The organism is Curtobacterium sp. ISL-83 (assembly GCF_018613895.1).
GTDB lineage: Bacteria > Actinomycetota > Actinomycetes > Actinomycetales > Microbacteriaceae > Curtobacterium.
Window position 1 is genome coordinate 339,230 of the sequence record NZ_JAGGPH010000009.1, and the last position, 16,421, is coordinate 355,650.

Annotated in this window: 17 protein-coding genes and 1 tRNA gene; 7 read left to right on the forward strand and 11 right to left on the reverse strand. The window is 69.6% G+C overall.

From position 1 onward, the window contains the following. Nucleotides 1-10: 10 nt before the first annotated feature. The 5 genes from J7E22_RS09705 to J7E22_RS09725 all read right to left on the reverse strand — a co-directional run bounded on the left by J7E22_RS09705 (nucleotide 11) and on the right by J7E22_RS09725 (nucleotide 4,523). Entirely contained in the window at nucleotides 11-673 is a 663-nt protein-coding gene (locus J7E22_RS09705; RefSeq protein WP_214981488.1) for a class I SAM-dependent methyltransferase, read from the reverse strand. Continuing rightward, nucleotides 670-1,368: a DUF2064 domain-containing protein gene (locus J7E22_RS09710; protein ID WP_214981489.1), complete on the reverse strand. Its 699-nt coding sequence runs from the start codon at nucleotides 1,366-1,368 to the stop codon at nucleotides 670-672. The genes J7E22_RS09705 and J7E22_RS09710 overlap by 4 nt, the downstream gene beginning before the upstream one ends. Then, nucleotides 1,365-2,120 (reverse strand): glycosyltransferase family 2 protein, encoded by a 756-nt coding sequence (locus tag J7E22_RS09715; RefSeq protein ID WP_308159205.1) that lies wholly within the window; start codon nucleotides 2,118-2,120, stop codon nucleotides 1,365-1,367. The genes J7E22_RS09710 and J7E22_RS09715 overlap by 4 nt, the downstream gene beginning before the upstream one ends. Before the next feature lie 391 nt (nucleotides 2,121-2,511). Then, nucleotides 2,512-3,660: an NAD(P)-dependent oxidoreductase gene (locus J7E22_RS09720; RefSeq protein ID WP_214981492.1), complete on the reverse strand. Its 1,149-nt coding sequence runs from the start codon at nucleotides 3,658-3,660 to the stop codon at nucleotides 2,512-2,514. Further along, entirely contained in the window at nucleotides 3,657-4,523 is an 867-nt protein-coding gene (locus J7E22_RS09725; RefSeq protein ID WP_308159206.1) for an MTAP family purine nucleoside phosphorylase, read from the reverse strand. The genes J7E22_RS09720 and J7E22_RS09725 overlap by 4 nt, the downstream gene beginning before the upstream one ends. Before the next feature lie 119 nt (nucleotides 4,524-4,642). On the opposite strand from J7E22_RS09725, the gene glp reads away from it, so the two are divergent. The 6 genes from glp (at nucleotide 4,643) to J7E22_RS09755 (ending at nucleotide 9,893) form a co-directional block, all read left to right on the forward strand. Beyond that, nucleotides 4,643-5,854: a gephyrin-like molybdotransferase Glp gene (glp, locus tag J7E22_RS09730; RefSeq protein WP_308159207.1), complete on the forward strand. Its 1,212-nt coding sequence runs from the start codon at nucleotides 4,643-4,645 to the stop codon at nucleotides 5,852-5,854. Beyond that, complete coding sequence (gene moaC / locus J7E22_RS09735) at nucleotides 5,851-6,387, forward strand: cyclic pyranopterin monophosphate synthase MoaC (RefSeq protein WP_374193266.1); 537 nt, start codon at nucleotides 5,851-5,853, stop codon at nucleotides 6,385-6,387. Before glp ends, moaC begins: the two co-directional genes overlap by 4 nt. Next, nucleotides 6,384-6,896, forward strand: coding sequence for a molybdenum cofactor biosynthesis protein B (locus J7E22_RS09740; RefSeq protein WP_214981494.1), 513 nt, complete (start codon nucleotides 6,384-6,386; stop codon nucleotides 6,894-6,896). Before moaC ends, J7E22_RS09740 begins: the two co-directional genes overlap by 4 nt. Then, on the forward strand, nucleotides 6,893-7,336 hold the full coding sequence (locus J7E22_RS09745) for a molybdenum cofactor biosynthesis protein MoaE (RefSeq protein WP_308159208.1): 444 nt from the start codon (nucleotides 6,893-6,895) through the stop codon (nucleotides 7,334-7,336). The genes J7E22_RS09740 and J7E22_RS09745 overlap by 4 nt, the downstream gene beginning before the upstream one ends. A 90-nt stretch (nucleotides 7,337-7,426) precedes the next feature. Next, on the forward strand, nucleotides 7,427-7,888 hold the full coding sequence (locus tag J7E22_RS09750; RefSeq protein WP_214981495.1) for a PLD nuclease N-terminal domain-containing protein: 462 nt from the start codon (nucleotides 7,427-7,429) through the stop codon (nucleotides 7,886-7,888). A 160-nt stretch (nucleotides 7,889-8,048) separates the two neighbouring features. Then, complete coding sequence (locus J7E22_RS09755; RefSeq protein WP_214981496.1) at nucleotides 8,049-9,893, forward strand: ABC-F family ATP-binding cassette domain-containing protein; 1,845 nt, start codon at nucleotides 8,049-8,051, stop codon at nucleotides 9,891-9,893. A 31-nt stretch (nucleotides 9,894-9,924) separates the two neighbouring features. On the opposite strand, the gene J7E22_RS09760 is transcribed toward J7E22_RS09755, so the two are convergent. After that, nucleotides 9,925-10,365, reverse strand: a complete 441-nt coding sequence (locus tag J7E22_RS09760) for a VOC family protein (protein ID WP_214981503.1) — start codon at nucleotides 10,363-10,365, stop codon at nucleotides 9,925-9,927. A 33-nt stretch (nucleotides 10,366-10,398) separates the two neighbouring features. Next, nucleotides 10,399-10,893, reverse strand: coding sequence for a MarR family winged helix-turn-helix transcriptional regulator (locus tag J7E22_RS09765; RefSeq protein ID WP_214981509.1), 495 nt, complete (start codon nucleotides 10,891-10,893; stop codon nucleotides 10,399-10,401). A gap of 90 nt (nucleotides 10,894-10,983) precedes the next feature. Between J7E22_RS09765 and J7E22_RS09770 the strand changes: the two genes are divergently transcribed. Next, nucleotides 10,984-11,055, forward strand: a tRNA-Gln gene (locus J7E22_RS09770). 188 nt (nucleotides 11,056-11,243) lie between these two features. On the opposite strand, the gene J7E22_RS09775 is transcribed toward J7E22_RS09770, so the two are convergent. From J7E22_RS09775 to J7E22_RS09785, 4 genes are all read right to left on the reverse strand, one after another. Continuing rightward, nucleotides 11,244-11,501 (reverse strand): hypothetical protein, encoded by a 258-nt coding sequence (locus tag J7E22_RS09775; RefSeq protein WP_214981511.1) that lies wholly within the window; start codon nucleotides 11,499-11,501, stop codon nucleotides 11,244-11,246. A 1,109-nt stretch (nucleotides 11,502-12,610) separates the two neighbouring features. After that, the gene (locus J7E22_RS09780; RefSeq protein ID WP_214981512.1) at nucleotides 12,611-14,581 is read right to left on the reverse strand and encodes a DUF3732 domain-containing protein; all 1,971 of its coding nucleotides are present in this window, start codon (nucleotides 14,579-14,581) and stop codon (nucleotides 12,611-12,613) included. Between the two features lie 4 nt (nucleotides 14,582-14,585). Next, a complete protein-coding gene (locus J7E22_RS18415; RefSeq protein ID WP_374193267.1) occupies nucleotides 14,586-15,077 on the reverse strand; it encodes a three component ABC system middle component in 492 nt (163 codons plus the stop codon). A gap of 26 nt (nucleotides 15,078-15,103) precedes the next feature. Beyond that, on the reverse strand, nucleotides 15,104-16,309 hold the full coding sequence (locus J7E22_RS09785; RefSeq protein ID WP_308159211.1) for an ABC-three component system protein: 1,206 nt from the start codon (nucleotides 16,307-16,309) through the stop codon (nucleotides 15,104-15,106). Nucleotides 16,310-16,421: the final 112 nt, after the last annotated feature.

Sequence of the window (16,421 nt, forward strand, 5' to 3'; positions counted from 1 at the left end):
GGACCGGGTGTCAGCCGATGAGTTCGCAGAACGTCCGACCGCTGGCCGTCCAGCTCTGCCGCGCGGTGAGGCCCGCCGCCTCGGCGTGCCGGAGGAGCGCGTCCACGCCGACCTCGGCCCACGGGAACGCGGCGCTCTCGTGGCCGTCGGCGTCCACGACCCGCGCGGTGTAGGTGCGGTCCACCGAGCGGTCGGCGTGGGCCTCGACCACGACGCGGCCGCCGACCCGGACGATCTCGCCACAGCGCGCGAGCAGCGCGACCGGGTCGCCGCCGATGCCGATGTTCCCGTCGATGACGAGGGCGGTGTCCCAGTGGCCCTCGTCCGGCACGGTGTCGAAGACGGAGCCCTGCAGCGCCGAGGCGCCGGACCGACGGGCGATCGCCACGGCCTCGGCGGAGACGTCCACCCCGAGTGCGGGGAGGCCCAGGGTTCGTGCCGCCACGAGCATGCGGCCGGGTCCGCACCCGATGTCGATGACCGGACCGTCGGCGCCGTCCAGCAGGGACCGGTCGACGCGGTCGGCGGCGGCGCTCCACCGACCGACGTCCAGGGTCACCACCGAGCCGGGGCGGTCAGGGTCGGTCAGGTGGAGCTGGCCGTCCGAGCGGAGGGCGCGGGCGTACGGCTCACCACCGCCGGTACCGAACGTGACGGGCGCGTGCATGGTCATCGGGCACCTCCGGTGATCGGTGTGGTCGCGGGAGTCGCTGTGGTCGCTGTGGTCGCGCGAGTCTCGGGGCCGGTGGACGTCGTGGCCTCCGCAGCCAGTGCGGCCGCGAAGCCGGAACCGGGGACGAGCGCCGCCACGCGGTGGGCATCGGGCGCCGTGTCCACGTCGAGCAGCGTGCTGAGCACCCCGACGTCGAGACCGGCGTCGACCAGGCGGGCGAGCTGCACCGCGCCCGTGTCGTCCTGGGACATCGGCACGCCGCGGAGGTGTGCGCCGTCCGGGTCCCGCAGGTAGAGCGACCAGAAGCCGCCGTCCTCTGCCGGGCCGAACCATGCGTCACGCTCCGGCTCGTCGAAGACCGGTGCGACGTCGTCGGCGCCGAACTGCGGCGTGTCCATGCCGACCAGCAGCAGCGGGCCGTCGATCGCGTCGAACAGGGCGCCGAGGCGTTCGTCGAGGCCGCCGGACGGCTGCGGCAGGACGTCGAACCCGTCGGCCGCGTCCGGCACGACCTGTCCGTCGAAGAACAGGACGCGGTGGGCGGCCGGCAGCGACCGGACGGTGGCGAGCGTGTCGGCGAGGCTGGCGGCGGCGACCCGGGCCGCGCCCTCGGGCGACAGGGCCGGCGTCAGTCGGGTCTTGACCTTGCCGGGCAGGCACTCCTTCGCGACCACGGCGACGGTGACCGCGCTCACGACCGGACCTCTTCCGGCTGGGACCCGGCCGCCTGCGGGGCGGGGGCCGACGCGACGGGGTCGAGCTGGGCCTCCCGAGCCGCCCGCGGAGCGGAAGCACGGTACGTGCGCAGCAGACGCGACATGTCGCGGACGGCGTTCACCGTGCCACGGAGCGTGCCGGTGACCTTGCTGTCCCCGATGCGCTGCGCGTACCCGATGTCGGACTCGTCGACGCGCCAGCCGGCGGCGTGGACGGCGAGGACCATCTCGAGCGGGTAGCCGCTCCGGCGGTCCTGCAGGTCGAGGGCGACGAGGTCCTCGCGCCGCATCACGCGCATCGGGCCGAGGTCCGTGAGCCGGTACCCGGTCGCACGCCGCATGAGGACGGCGAGCACGCGGTTCGCGAAGCGCGCGTGCGGTGCCCAGGCGCCGCGGGAGGTCGGGACGCGTCGGCCGAGGGCGAGTTCCACGCGACCGGAGGCCACGCGTTCGACCAGGGCCGGGAGTTCGGCGGGGTCCATCGAGGCGTCGGCGTCGCAGAACGCCACGAACTCGGCCGTCGCGGCGGACACGCCGGCGGCGCAGGCGGACCCGAAGCCCTTGCGCGGTTCCGTGACGACGAGGGCGCCGTGCGCACGGGCGACGTCGGCCGAGCCGTCCGTCGAACCGTTGTCCACGACGATCGCCCGGTAGCCGTCCGGCAGGCGCCCGATGACCGTCGGGAGGGCATCGGCCTCGTCGAGACAGGGGAGGATGACGTCGACGCTCATGCCGACCATTCGGCACGCCCCCGGCGATCGATGGGTCCCGCGTCCGTCGCCGGGCGTGCCGGACACGGCGTGGGGGGCGTCGCTCGGCGTTCGGTGGGTGGGCGATGGCATGCCCCCACGGAACCGGACGGCTGCTGGCCGTTCCGGGTACGGGGTGTACCCCGATGCCCGGTCCGGGGGACATTGCTGCCGGGAGGCGCGGGACGGGCCGCGCAGATCGGCCGACGCTGGCCGACGCTGGCCGACGCTGGCCGGCTGGCCGGGTGGCCGGGTGGCCGGGGCGGCCGCGTCCGCGCGTGCTGGCTGGGCTGCCGCGTGGCTGCGTGGCTGCGTGGGTCGGTGGACGGCTGCGCCCTCGGGCGGGGCGCGCCGCGGTGCGTTCCGTGCCCGGTCAGCGCACCGCCGCGCGGAGAGGCGCGGTCGCGAACTCGCGCATGCCGCGGGCGAAGTTCACCTCGGCCCGCCAGCCGAGTTCGGCCGCGATGCGGTCCGACGACGCCGTGACGTGCCGGACGTCGCCCAGGCGGTACTCACCGGTGACGACCGGCTGCGGGCCGTCGGGTCCGGCGATCGCTGCGGCCATCTCGCCGATCGTGTGCACCACCCCGGAACCGACGTTGTACGCCCGGAACGAGTCGGCGGGCAGCGACTCGGTCGCGCGGATCGCGGCGAGGTTCGCCCCCGCGACGTCGTCGACGTGCACGAAGTCGCGGCGCTGCCGGCCGTCCTCGTACACGCGCGGCGACTCTCCCCGGGCGATCGCCGAACGGAACAGGGACGCGACGCCGGCGTACGGGGTGTTCGCGGGCATGCCCGGGCCGTACACGTTGTGGTAGCGGAGGGCGATGGCGCGCCCGTCGGTCGCGCGTGCCCAGCTGGACGCCAGGTGCTCCTGCGCGACCTTGGTCTGGGCGTAGACGTTCCGTGGGTCGAGCGTGGCGGACTCGTCGATCAGGCCGGGGACGAGTGGCCGGCCGTCGGGGCCGATCGGGTCGAAGCGACCGGCGTCGAGGTCCTCGCGGCGGCGGGCCGGTGGGCGGGTGGGGGTCCCGCCGTGTCCGTCCGTGTCCGCGTGCTCGTGCGAGTGCACGTCTTCGTGTGTGTCCGTGCCCGTGTCCGGGGTCGGGGTCGGCGCCGTCGTGTAGGCGCCCTCGCCGTACACGACCATCGAGCTGGCGACCACGAGCCGCCCGATGCCGTGCCGGTCCATCGCGGCGAGGACGTGCGCGGTCCCGGCGTCGTTCGTCGAGACGTAGTCGGGGGCGTCCTGGAAGTCGACGCCGAGGCCGACCTTCGCCGCCTGGTGGCAGACGACGTCCACGCCGTCGAGGGCGACGTCGAGCGGGACGCGTTCCCGCACGTCGCCGCGGACGAAGTCGATGCCGGCCTGCTCGAGCGCGATCGCGACGGCCTCCGGGTCGCCGTGGACGTCCGGTCGCAGGGAGTCGAGGACGCGGACCTCGTACCCCTCGGCGAGAGCACGGCGGACGATGGCGGACCCGATGAACCCGGCGCCCCCGGTGACGAGCAGCCGCGTCACGGGCGGACCGCCAGGATGCTCGCGCTCGCCGCCGCGGGGACGAGTCCGCGCGGGGTGTAGTCGTCCGGGATCCCCGCGACGATCGCGCCGATCGCCCGGACGATGACCTGGTTCGCCTGCGCCAGGCGTTCCATGACCATCCCGTGCGTCACCGGCTCGCTGGTCTCGACGCCGTCGCCGACCTCGGTGGGCTCGGGAGCCAGGCCGGCGTCCGCGTCGGTCACGAAGGACAGGTTGACGGTGCCGATGCCGAGTTCGGCGGCGAGCGGTACCTCGGGCGTCATCGTCATGTTGATCGTGTGGCCGCCCGCGTTCCGGAGCCACACGGACTCGGCGCGCGTCGAGAACCGTGGGCCCTGGATCACGACGCAGGTGCCCGTCGTGCGGCGCGGCACGTCGAGCTCGGCGATCGCGCGGATCGCGACGGAGCGGAGGACCGGGTCGAACGGGTCGGCGAAGGAGAGGTGCTGGACCTCGTCCTCGAAGAACGTGTCCGCGCGACCCCAGGTCCGGTCGATGAGCTGGTCGGTGACGACGAAGGTGCCGGGCGCGTAGTCGGGGTGCAGGCCGCCGACCGCGCTCGACGACACGACGGCGCGGACGCCGAGCGACCGGAGCGCCCACAGGTTCGCGCGGTGGTTGATCCGGTGCGGTGCGACGGAGTGCGCGCGTCCGTGGCGGGTGAGGAACGCGACGCGGCGGCCGGCCATCGTGCCGATGCTGATCGGGCTGGACGTCGCGCCGAACGGCGTCTCGACGTCGAACTCGTCCGCGGTGCCGGCCTCGAACAGCTCGTACAGCCCCGAGCCACCGATGACGCCGATGGAGGCGCGTGCTCCGTCCACAGGTCCGTTGGCCGTCACGTCGTTCTCCACAGGTCCTCCGAATGGTCCGTAGCGCGTTCTGCGCGCTCGTTACGCTACTGACGACGAACCCGGACCGGCCGGGAACGACGGCACTTCTCACCTGTTCGGAGGCACACGTGCGAACGATCGGTCAGCACCGCGAGGCGGTCGAGGCGCTCCTCGCACCGGTCCTCGCGGGTCTCGGGCCGCAGGTCCGGGTCGTGGACGACCTCGCGACCGGTGCCGGGGTCGCCCACCACGTGCTGGCGCAGAGCGTCGTCGCCCCGGTGCCGCTGCCGTCGTTCGACAACAGCCAGATGGACGGGTTCGCCGTCCGCGCGTCCGACGCCGGCCGTGCCCTGCGCGTCGGTGCTCCCGTGCCGGCGGGGACCGTCCCGCCCGCGCTCGAGCCCGACACCGCCGTCCCGATCATGACGGGCGCGCGGATCCCCGACGGGGCCGACGCGGTCTTCCCCGTCGAAGCCACACCGCCGGGCGCCTTCCCCGCAGCGCTCGCGCTGGCGGCCGTCACCGTGCCGGGCGACGTCGTCCGCGGGTCGTACGTCCGGGCGACCGGCACCGACCTCCCCGCAGGGGCGGAGCTCGCGGCTGCCGGTACTCGGATCACACCGGCGCTCCTCGGAGCCCTCGCGTCCGCGGGCGTGTCCGAGGTGCAGGTCGTGCGGCCATTGCGGGTGCTCGTCGTGTCCACCGGGTCGGAGTTGCAGGGGGTCGGGGCGGCGACGATCGGGGACGCGAACGGCATCGCGTTGCGGGCCTCTCTGCGCGAGGTCGGTGCGGAGTCCCGGTCCGTGGTCGTACCGGACGACGACGTCGCGTTCCTCCGGGCCGTGGACGACGCGGTGGGGGACTGGGCCGACGTGGTGCTGACGACGGGCGGGATCAGCGCGGGCGCGTACGAGGTCGTGCGGCAGGCGCTCGAACCGCGGGGCCTCGCGGTGACACCGGTGGCGATGCAGCCGGGTGGCCCACAGGCACTCGGGTCCGTCTCCTTCGCGGGACGGACGGTGCCGGTCGTGTCGTTCCCCGGCAACCCCGTCTCGACGCTCGTGTCGTTCGAGGTGTTCCTCCGCCCCGTGCTCGCGCGGGCCGTCGGACTCCCGGACCGACCAGAAGCGGTGCTCCCCGCTGCGGACGCCGCGTCTTCCCCGTCCGGCAGACACCAGGTCCGCCGCGGACGGGTCGAGGACGGCCGCGTGCACTTCGTGGGTGGCCCCAGCTCCCACCTGCTCGCGCACTACGTCGCCGCCTCCCACCTCGTCCACGTCCCCGTCGGGGTCGACAGCGTCGCACCCGGGGACCCCCTGACCGTCTGGAGCATCCGATGACCGACCACCCTGCGCCGCCGCCGCCGACGACGACGACACCGACGACCGCGGACGGCCAGCGCGACGCGGACCTGACGCACGTGCGCGCGGACGGCAGCGCGCACATGGTCGACGTCTCCGCCAAGGCCGTCACGGACCGCTCCGCGACGGCGACCGCGACGCTCGTCACCCGACCGGACGTCGTGGCGCGGATCCTCGACGGCACGCTGCCCAAGGGCGAGGTGATCGGCACCGCCCGGGTCGCGGCGATCATGGCGGTGAAGAAGACCTCCGACCTCATCCCGCTCTGCCACCCGCTGCCCATCGCGGGGGTGGAGGTTGACATCGTCGGCGTCGACGACCACGTCGTGATCACGGTGTCCGTCCGGACGACCTCGCGCACGGGCGTCGAGATGGAAGCGCTCACCGGGGCGAGTGTCGCGGCGCTCACGGTGTACGACATGGTGAAGGCGGTCGACCGCGCCGCCACGATCACCGACGTGCGCGTGCTGGAGAAGCACGGCGGCCGATCCGGAGACTGGAGCAACCGATGAGCACCGCAACGAGCACGGGCCGCGCGGCGGTCGTCGTCGTCTCGACCCAGGCAGCAGCCGACGCGTCGCTCGACCGGACGGGCCCGGTCATCGCCGCCTGGCTGCGCGAGCGAGGGTTCAGCGTCCCGGACCCCGTGATCGTCGCCGACGGCGGCCCGATCGGCGACACCGTCGCGAGCGAGGTCCTGTCCGGTGCCGCCGTCGTGCTGACGACCGGTGGGACCGGCGTCACGCCGACGGACCGCACCCCCGAGGCCGTCGCGCCGCTCATCGACCTCGACCTGCCGGGCATCATCGAGGAGATCCGACGGCGGGGTCTGGCCGGTGCCGGGCCCACCGCGCTCCTCAGCCGCGGGGTCGCGGGCATCGCCACCGGTGGGACCCTCATCGTCACGCTCCCGGGATCACGGGGTGGGGTCGCGGACGGGCTCGACGTGCTCGACGGGGTGCTCGAACACGTCGTCGCCCAGGTGCGTGGCGATGGTCACGCTCCCCGGAGTGTCTCGTGACCGGGAGCGTCGACGTCGTCGCGCGGGTCGTCCTCGCCGACGTGGTCGACTGGACCATCACCGTCGACGAGGTCGCCGCGGCCGTGACCACCGATCGGGACGGCGCCGTCGTCACCTTCGCGGGCGTCGTCCGCGACCACGACGACGGGCGCGGGGTGACGACCCTCGACTACGAGCGGCACCCGAGCGCGAGTGACGTCATCGCCGAGGTCGCGCGCAGCATCGCGGTGGACCACCCCGACGTCCGCATCGCCGTGCTGCACCGTGTCGGTGCCCTCGGGATCGGGGACGTCGCGCTCGCCGCAGCCGTGTCATCGCCGCACCGGGCAGAGGCCTTCACCGCCTGCGCCGCCCTGGTGGACCTCGTGAAGGAGCGGGTGCCGATCTGGAAGCACCAGCGCTTCACCGACGGCTCCGACGAATGGGTCGCCGCGCTCTGACCTCCGTCGTCCCCGGCCGTTGTGGAATCGCAACCCGGCACACCTTCTGGGGCATGGTGGGGTTCACGGCAGACCCATAGGCTCCACGTCATGAGCGTGCTGTTGTACGGGGCGTCGATCGTCCTGCTGATCTTCGCCCTGATCGACATCCTGACCAAGGGCGCCGACCAGGTGCGGGGGCTGCCGAAGGTCGCGTGGGTGTTCCTCGTGATCCTCGTCCCCGTCGTCGGCAGCATCGTGTGGTTCGCGGTGGGGCACGACTGGAGCGAGAACAACCGGAACCACGGCCGCTACCTCGAGCCGAACCGGCACGAGGACCGGTACCCCACCCTGGACGCCGCCCGGGGTGCCCACGGGGACAAGCGCATCACGGGGACCGAGCAGGAACTCGCCGAGCTCGAGCGCGAGATCGCGTACTGGGCGCGGTGGAGCTCGGAGGGACGCGCCAGCGGCCCGGCGACCCCAGCGCCGAGCGAGCCTGCGAGCGAGGACGCGCGTCTGCGTCGTGCCAAGGACGCCGCCGGCGAGAGCGAGCCGACGTCGGGGAGCTGAGCCGCGCCTCCCGGCCCGCGCTCGCGCACAGCTGGTGCGAGCTTGATCGTTCCGTGCGCCGTACCGACCTCGCACCAACCGAACAACCTCGCACCACCACTACCACCACCCCCAGCCGCGCGCGGTGCCCACACCCGCCGGCGCCGCCTACCCTTGACGGGTGGCTCATCTCCTCGGCGCCGAGAACCTGCATCTCGAGTTCCCCACCCGTGTCGTCTTCGACAGCGTCACCCTCGGCATCGACGAGGGTGACCGCATCGGTGTCGTCGGCCGGAACGGCGACGGCAAGTCGACCCTCCTGGCCCTGCTCTCCCAGCGACTCGAACCGGACGACGGCCGCGTCACCCACCGCCGCGGACTGACCGTCGGGTACCTCGACCAGCGCGACCTGCTGCCCGCGGGGGAGCCCGTCGGACGCGTCGTCGTCGGGGACCTGGCCGAGCACGAGTGGGCCGGCGACCCGAAGATCCGCGACGTCATCGGCGGCCTGGTCTCCGACATCCCGTGGGACGTCAGCGTGGACGAGCTGTCCGGTGGGCAGCGCCGCCGCGTCGCCCTCGCCCGGTTGCTCGTCGGCGACTGGGACGTGCTGTTCCTCGACGAGCCCACGAACCACCTCGACGTCGAGGGCATCCAGTGGCTCGCCGAGCACATCAACCGCCGGTGGTCGCCGAACCAGGGCGGCCTGGTGGTCGTGACGCACGACCGGTGGTTCCTCGACGCCGTGTCGACCGACACGTGGGAGGTGCACGACGGCGTGGTCGACCCCTTCGAGGGCGGGTACGCGGCCTACATCCTGCAGCGCGTCGAGCGTGACCGGCAAGCGGCGTCCTCCGAGCAACGCCGGCAGAACCTGGCGCGCAAGGAGCTCGCGTGGCTCCGCCGTGGTGCGCCCGCCCGCACGAGCAAGCCGAAGTTCCGCATCGACGCCGCGAACGCGCTGATCGACGACGTCCCGCCGATCCGTGACACCGTCGCCCTCGCGAAGACCGCCACCGCGCGCCTGGGCAAGGACGTCGTGGACCTGCTCGACGTCAGCGTCTCGTTCGACGACACGGAGATCCTCGACCGCATCGAGTGGCGGATCGCCCCGGGGGAGCGGACGGGCATCCTCGGCCCGAACGGCGCCGGCAAGTCGACCCTGCTCAACCTGGTCTCCGGCCGGCTCCTCCCGACGTCGGGCCGCGTCAAGACCGGCAAGACCGTGCAGGTCGCCGTCCTCGACCAGCAGCTCGCCGACCTGGCCGAGTTCGCCGAGGACCGCGTCCGCGAGGTCGTCGCCCGCAAGAAGACGAGCTACATCGCCGACGGCAAGGAGATGACGCCGTCGCAGCTGCTCGAACGCCTCGGGTTCACCACCGAGCAGCTCTCCACCCCGGTGAAGGACCTGAGCGGCGGGCAGAAGCGACGCCTCCAGCTCATGCTGATCCTGCTCGACGAGCCGAACGTGCTGATCCTCGACGAGCCGACCAACGACCTCGACACGGACATGCTGGCCGCGATGGAGGACCTCCTCGACAGCTGGCCCGGCACCCTGCTCGTCGTCTCGCACGACCGGTACCTGCTCGAACGCGTCACCGACCAGCAGTACGCGGTCCTCGGCGGTCGACTCCGCCACCTGCCGGGCGGGGTCGACGAGTACATGCGGTTGCGCGCCTCCGGGACGGCCGGGACCGCATCAGCGGCTGCCGCCGCGACGGCCGGGAGGCCCGACACGGCCACCGGGACCGGCTCGGGCGGTCAGGCGGCCGCGTCCACGGCTGGTGGTTCGCCGGCGATGTCGGGGGCGGACCGTCGCGTGGCCGAGAAGGAGATGTCGGCGCTCGACCGACGCATCGGGAAGGTCGGCGCGGACCGGAAGAAGCTGCTCGACGCCTTCGCGACGCACGACCAGTCCGACTACGCCGGGCTGGGCGACCTGCAGACGAAGCTCGCCGCGCTCGAGGCCGAGGTCGAGCAGCTCGAGGAGCGGTGGCTCGAGGTCGCGGAGCAGCTCGGGGTGTAGCGGGGCGGCAGGCGCTGGCCGCTGGGTTGCCCTACGCCGTCGGCTTCGCGTCGGCGGGGTCGCCCCCACCGGGGTTCGCGACGACCTCCCACAGGTGGCCGTCCGGGTCCTGGAAGAAGCCGGAGTACATGCCCCACGGGCGCGTGTACGGGGCGGCGAGCATGGTGGCGCCCGCTGCCCGGGCCCGTTCGAGGAACGCGTCGGCCTCGGCGCGGGAGCCGACGAAGTGCCCGATCGCACTGCTCGGCGCCGTCGCGAGCGTCGCACCGGAGTCCTTCGCCAGGTCGTCGCGGCCGTACACGCTCACGATGAGACCGTCGTCGAGCGTGAACATCGCCGTCGTCCCGCCGGCCTGCGTCTCGGTCGCCGGGTACTCGGTGCCGATGACGCCGCTGCCCTCGAGACCGAGGAGTTCACGGTAGAAGACCGCCGATCGTGCGACGTCGGCAACGGCCAGGGTGATCGCGTGCATGCCGCGGACGCTACCCCGACGCGTGCGGGCTCGTCAGTCGCCCAGGCCGAGGATCAGGCGGCGGAGGAGGCCGGACAGCTGGTCCTGTTCGCCGTCGGACACCCCGGTCAGGATGTCCCGTTCGGCGGCCAGCAGGTCCGCGATGGCCGCGTCGACAGCGATGCGACCGGCGTCCGTGAGCGAGACCAGGATGCCGCGGCCGTCCTTCGGGTCGGTGCGCCGTCCCACGAACCCCCGGGCGGCCAGTCGGTCCACGCGGTTCGTCATCGTGCCGCTCGACACCAGCGTCTGCTGCAGCAGGGTCTTCGGACTCAGCTCGTACGGCTCGCCAGCACGGCGGAGGGCCGACAGGACGTCGAACTCCCACGGCTCAACGTCGCTCTCGTCGAACGCCGCACGACGGGCACGGTCGAGGTGCCGGGCCAGCCGGTCGACGCGGGACAGGACCTCGAGCGGCCCGAAGTCCAGGTCGTTCCGCTCGCGAGCCCACGCCGCCACGATGCGATCGACCTCGTCCTCTGGCGGCATCCCTCCATCTTGGCCGAAGCGGCGGCGGTCGGCCAGCGCTCAGACGGGGGTCGGAGCCGTGGGAGGATGAGAGGGCACCTCCGGGTGCGTTCCGCCTTGGTGTAATGGCAGCACGACGGCCTTTGGTGCCGTTAGGTCCGGGTTCGAATCCTGGAGGCGGAGCAACGGGGCCCTCGGCCTTTGGCGCGGCCCTAGTCATGAAGTGAGCGGACGAGGCCTCGGCGTCGAGGTCTTGCAGTAGCAAGGCGGCCCTTGCGCGTTGATTGTGCTCCGCAAGAGTCTCGCGGCGGTGCCTTTTGCCTTTTTTCGGGAACGACGACTGCCCCTGGTCGGGAAGTGGGCAGGGGGCATCAGCGCGTCCGGAAGGCAAGGTTGTACGTGCTGTTCAGTTCAGGTGCGCTGCTGTCCTGCCGCTCGCCGGCCGGCTGCCGTGCGGCGGGCTCCGACGGAACGTCGACGAAGGCTCCTTGGAACTCCACGCAGACAGCGTCATCCACCCCGACGCAGGACCCGGTCGTCCTACCCGACCTCACTGGCAACTCGAAGCAGAACAATTCCGCCAACGACGACGGTTGGATGACCGCGACCATTTCAAACGGCGCCATCACGGTGAACTTCGTAACAGACAGTGGCGATAGACTTCGCTGTTCTGGGTCGGCACGTTCGTGGCGCTGACGGACGATACGTCGCCCTGCACCTACACCTGGACCTCGAAGCGAGACGAGGCCGCCACTCAGTCGGCGCTCCTGGCGTCGACGGACCCGACGAGAGTGTTCACCTGGGAGCACGGTGGAATTCTCTCCGCTGAGAGCATCGCGGTTAGCACAGCCACCGTTCGTCTCTCGATGAACCGAACGCGCCCGCTCGGCTGGCTCTGTCTTCACGGTCAGGAGGCTCTCCAGCCCCGCCCGGCGGAGACGATCTCGGCCCGTTACATCTGCTGTCCAAGACCAAACCCGACACCAAGAAACCGGAGCGCCTCGGCGCCGCCCGAACAGTCGCCGCCGCAAGGCTCAACCTCGCGCCGGGCAGCGAGGAGGACGGCCTTGACGAACCGAATCGTCCTCACCACCGTCACCGCCGTGCTCACTGAAGCAGCACTAACCAGCTGCACTGCACTGCACTGCACTGCACTGCGCAGAGCAGACCGACATCCACCACCGTGACCTCCGCGAAAGCCACGCATACAACGGCGCACCCACGAGAAATCACGCCGACGCCTACCCCAACCGCCGTCACGGACCCGACTCTCCATGTGGCGGCGAAGATCGGCTGAACGCACCTGCACCGTGAACGGCATCCGCATGCAGCTGTGCCGATTCGCGCGCACGCCGGACCGGCAGTTATTTCTCGTCTAGATGAAAGGCTACGGCATCGTCGAGTCCCAGCTGGCATGGGCTCGGACGGCTCGTCGGTGCAGCGCCAGCCGACCTGATGCTCCTCGCCGCACTCAAGACGAAGCCAGCATCGTGAGCCCAACGGCGTGAGTGGTCATCGTTCCGGTAAGCAACCTGCGTGGGAGCGTCTGACACCAGGCGAACGGGACTGAATGAGCGCTATCGGCGCTCGCGGCGGGGCGGTCAAGACGCTGTCGTACGAGCGGCGCGTTCGACCTTGGCTAGCGGATACCCTCTTTTTGAGGGCGATGACAGGATTAACCTCGACGCCAGTTCCCACGCCGCCGACGACGATTCAAGCCAGGAAGCGATTATTCCTTCTAATCGTGCGTATCCGAGCGGATTCCAATTGCATCATATTCCGCCCAGGTGGCTTCGTCGGCCCAGTCTCTCGGCACGAGTCCTTCGCCGCGCCAGGACTGGCGAACGTGACGACGAAACCATTCGTCGTCAAGTTCAACGTGCTCGCACAAGACAATCTGGAAATCGGGGGCCAGCTCGGCCGCAACATCGCGAAGTAACTCAAATACCCGTCGTACGGCATCGGGGTCGGTGTTGCCTTGACGCTGCCGCCCCTCTGAAAATGGCTGCGACGGTTGATCGAGCATGAGCAGACGAGGGGTTGGGCGCTGTTGCCTCACGAAGAAACGATGCAAGGCGAGATGAGCCGCCAAGTGATAGCCCACCCAATTGCCCCCGCTGCCCATCTGCTTCAGGGTGCGAGGTCCGTCCAGCGTGTCTGCAACGATAGTTAGTCTCTGCAGATCCAGCCTGACGCTGCGCCCCGCGTGCTCTACGCCCAGACGATCGGCGTACTCTGTCAGGTCGCCGGATATGACATTTGTAAGCGAATTCAGGAGATCCCTGGACTCGGCATCGTTCAGAGTCTCGCGAAGAGATGACACTCGGAGGCGAGCCTGCTCCAAACGGCTTCTATTCGCTTCGAGTGCATCCTCGTCGACTGGCTGAGCGCCCCGAAGAGTCGCATCGATCCGACCGCGGACGAAGGCCCGACTTGCTAGGTCACCGAGTTGTTCCCCACCGGCCGGGTCAGCGGCGGTCGCGGTCGCTAAAGCGGCGTCGACTGCTACAAGTTGATCTCTCAAAGTCGCAATTTGCGCTCGGGCGTCTGCGAGAGCGCGCTGGCGGCCCGGGGTTGCAGTGCTGAGGTGGCGTATATCGTCGCGTAGGGTCGAAAGACGCTCGGCGAGTTGCTGCGGGATCGGATCGTCGCCATGCAGGGCCTGCTGACAGAGCGGGCAATTGCGGTGCTCCGCGACGGACTCACCAACGAGCTGCAGACTTTGAAGTCGGCCCGCCTGCTGTTCAATTGCGGACTCGTAGCCGAAGGCCCCCGACGATGCCTCTAGTAGCAACGTTCGATTGCTCATCGCGTCGGTGAGTTCGCGTCGTAGTCGACGTTGCTGCTCGCGCAGCGCATGCACGCGCTCACCAACTGCGGTATCGATGTCATCTGTACCTGGCTTCGTGAGAGCGGACGTTAGTAGCTCCAGGACCAGTTGTCGACTGTCTGAGGAAGGAGCGTCGGCTGAAATAAGGCCGACTGCATAAGCCTCGTGTACGAGCGCTCGAAGGCTTGACTCTATTCGTGCTCCGTCTCTGACCGTGGCTTCGAAGTCCGCTTCTTGCCGCCGGAGCGCCCATTCCGCGGCTCGAAGGTCCGCTTGGCGTTGCGCCTGATCGCCATCGACGGCACCGAGGAAGAACGGGAACGCGTCCACTAGGCGGCGACGAAGCTGTGGATCTGTCCCGCGGTGAAAGAGTTGTGACTTGGTAGCGATCTCGTCTTGATTCTGGAAGGAGAAGACGCTCGCTGTGTCAAGGGTCACCGAGATCGACGCGCCATCCTCGTCCGAACGGGCGACACGGACATCGTTCAATCCGATGAGTGCCCCGAGCTGGTCACGCAGCTGATCCGAGTTCAGCGTCGTTTCGAGATCCTCCAGTGCTGGTGCCCCGAGAGTTTCCCCGCCGAAACGGACGGTTGCGAGGGTCGAGGTTGCCTTGCCCCTCGAAGGTTTTGGGCGCGCGACAAACACGCGGCTGCCAGGGCCGACCATCCACAGTGTCCCAACCCATGCGCAGACGTGTCCGATGATCCCTGGGAACGCTGGCGCGTCATCTTGCCCCATGCAGTAGTCAACGATGTCGAGCAGCGCGGACTTTCCGGTCCGAGAGTTGCCGACGATCACGTTGAGACTTCCGGGCTCGAAGTCGACGGATCTGGTTCGACCATCCTCGTGGTAGAGGATCACTCGCAGTAGCTGCATACGACTATGGTGTCACGCCGAGGACAGCGAACACGGTAGGTGGGTCGTCGATTGTGCCGAACCAGCTACCCAGGAACGAGGCCGCGGAGATGATGGCGGGGACGTCCGCACCGTTCTTGCGGGGCAGGCGCCCGTAGGGCTCACCGTGAAGCAAGCCTGACGGGTGGAGAATCAGTTGCTCCGTCCGGAGACCGTAACGAAGGCCTTCTCTCACGAACGGTGCCATAGCGCGCGCGCGAGGGGCAAGTCCGGCGTGGATGACGGGATGTCGCTCGACCCACTTAGGCAGGTGGGAATCTCGTCTCGATGGTATTGCTGCCCGAGTATCCTGGTGCAGCGCCATCGGGACGATCAAGAAACTCAGCTCCCAAGGCATGTCGGACGACGAAACCGTTTGGAAGCGGTTTGCGGCTGCGGCAACAGTGGCGGTGATCAACGCGGGATTGACCATGGCGGCGATGCTCGGGTGCCGCTGTTCCCAGTTTGGAAGCTCCATTAAAGGAGCCGAGATCGAGGTGTCTGTCACTTTATTCGCCCCACCGTCAGCTGCCGAAGCATGGATTCGAACTCGGGATGCCACCCGTGGCTCTCATCCGGATTTTCCACATTTGCGAGTTCGTAAAGGATGCCATTACGGTAGAAAGATTCCTGAAAGTCGGATCGGAGGTACGTGCCGACGCGATCGCGCATCTGCGACCAAAGGTCGTAGCCCGCGTCCTCCTTCTCCTTCTCGGTGGCGTTCGGCGGCAGCTTGCGAAGCATCGAGTCCCAGGCGTGATCCCACTGGTCGGCAAGGTTGTCGCGGTACTCCTGGAGCTCAAGCAGGTCTACAAGATGATTAGCTACCCACACGGTAGTCTGCTCGACTGTGCGCCAAAAATCGATGATTGCGCGCTCGAGGAGGTTGGTAGGGACGTTGATCCACCCGAGCTGGCGAACAAACACGTGATTCGCGTGCGTGTCGACGATTGCTGTGATCTCGGCTTTACTTGGCCTAGCGATTGAGGTCGGAAGCGAACTAGAGCTGAATCCGTCCCTAAGTAGTCCCGCTCGCGATCGCACCTCGTGGGCGGCGACGGGAGGGCGGCGTTTGAGTAATAGGTCGACGGAGAGCGCGTGCCACCAAGCGCGGAGTTGGTCGACGAATAGAGCGAGGTTGACCTCACTCAAGCCAACCCACCAGAGGCTTCGCCTCAGTCGGACCTCTATCTGGTCGATGGGAATGGAGCGATCGAGTACGGAGAGCCTCGACACGAGGGAGGCTCGAACGTCCTTCGGCTGTTTTGACCAGAGTTCTCGTGCCGCCTTCGTCTCGGCTGACTCTGCGTCGTCAGCCGCTTGGTCGAGGAGGGCGAGTGCGCGCCTTTCGTCCCGAGCAGAGTTGATTTTGAGTGCTTCCATTGCCGAACCGCCGGGGCAATTCGCCGTCGTAACGAGTCGGAGCGTTGGTCCATCGACGGCTCGCGACGCGGAGTCGTCAAGCCAGACTTTGATGCTTTTCCAGAGATCGACCGACTTGTCTCCTAGATTGCCTCGCCGCCCCACGTGATGTTTCACCTGAAGCAGGTCTGTTGGGCCAGCGTCGCCCTGCCAGGAGACGTCGTCGAACTGCTCGAGCATCATCATTTGATCTGGGCGGTCGGGGCCGTTCTCTAGCATCTCGACGAGGGCCCAATCGACCTGATGCAGGTATCCAAGCGCGCTCTGAGCGGCGTCATGATTCGGCATGAGCACCAACCCCCTCTCGTAGCACTCGTCCGAACGTGACTCTACCTCGGAACGCCCGCCGCTGCGGCTGTCTTCGCAGCCACCCGCCGGCGTCTGACACCATGGGTCTGTT

Coding starts and splice junctions, on each gene's coding strand:
- J7E22_RS09705 (WP_214981488.1), bottom strand. CDS start 673: ATGACCATGCACGCGCCCGTCACGTTCGGTACCGGCGGTGGTGAGCCG.
- J7E22_RS09715 (WP_308159205.1), bottom strand. CDS start 2,120: ATGAGCGTCGACGTCATCCTCCCCTGTCTCGACGAGGCCGATGCCCTC.
- moaC (WP_374193266.1), top strand. CDS start 5,851: ATGACCGACCACCCTGCGCCGCCGCCGCCGACGACGACGACACCGACG.
- J7E22_RS09740 (WP_214981494.1), top strand. CDS start 6,384: ATGAGCACCGCAACGAGCACGGGCCGCGCGGCGGTCGTCGTCGTCTCG.
- J7E22_RS09750 (WP_214981495.1), top strand. CDS start 7,427: ATGAGCGTGCTGTTGTACGGGGCGTCGATCGTCCTGCTGATCTTCGCC.
- J7E22_RS09760 (WP_214981503.1), bottom strand. CDS start 10,365: ATGCACGCGATCACCCTGGCCGTTGCCGACGTCGCACGATCGGCGGTC.
- J7E22_RS09765 (WP_214981509.1), bottom strand. CDS start 10,893: ATGCCGCCAGAGGACGAGGTCGATCGCATCGTGGCGGCGTGGGCTCGC.
- J7E22_RS09780 (WP_214981512.1), bottom strand. CDS start 14,581: ATGCAGCTACTGCGAGTGATCCTCTACCACGAGGATGGTCGAACCAGA.
- J7E22_RS18415 (WP_374193267.1), bottom strand. CDS start 15,077: ATGGAGCTTCCAAACTGGGAACAGCGGCACCCGAGCATCGCCGCCATG.
- J7E22_RS09785 (WP_308159211.1), bottom strand. CDS start 16,309: ATGCCGAATCATGACGCCGCTCAGAGCGCGCTTGGATACCTGCATCAG.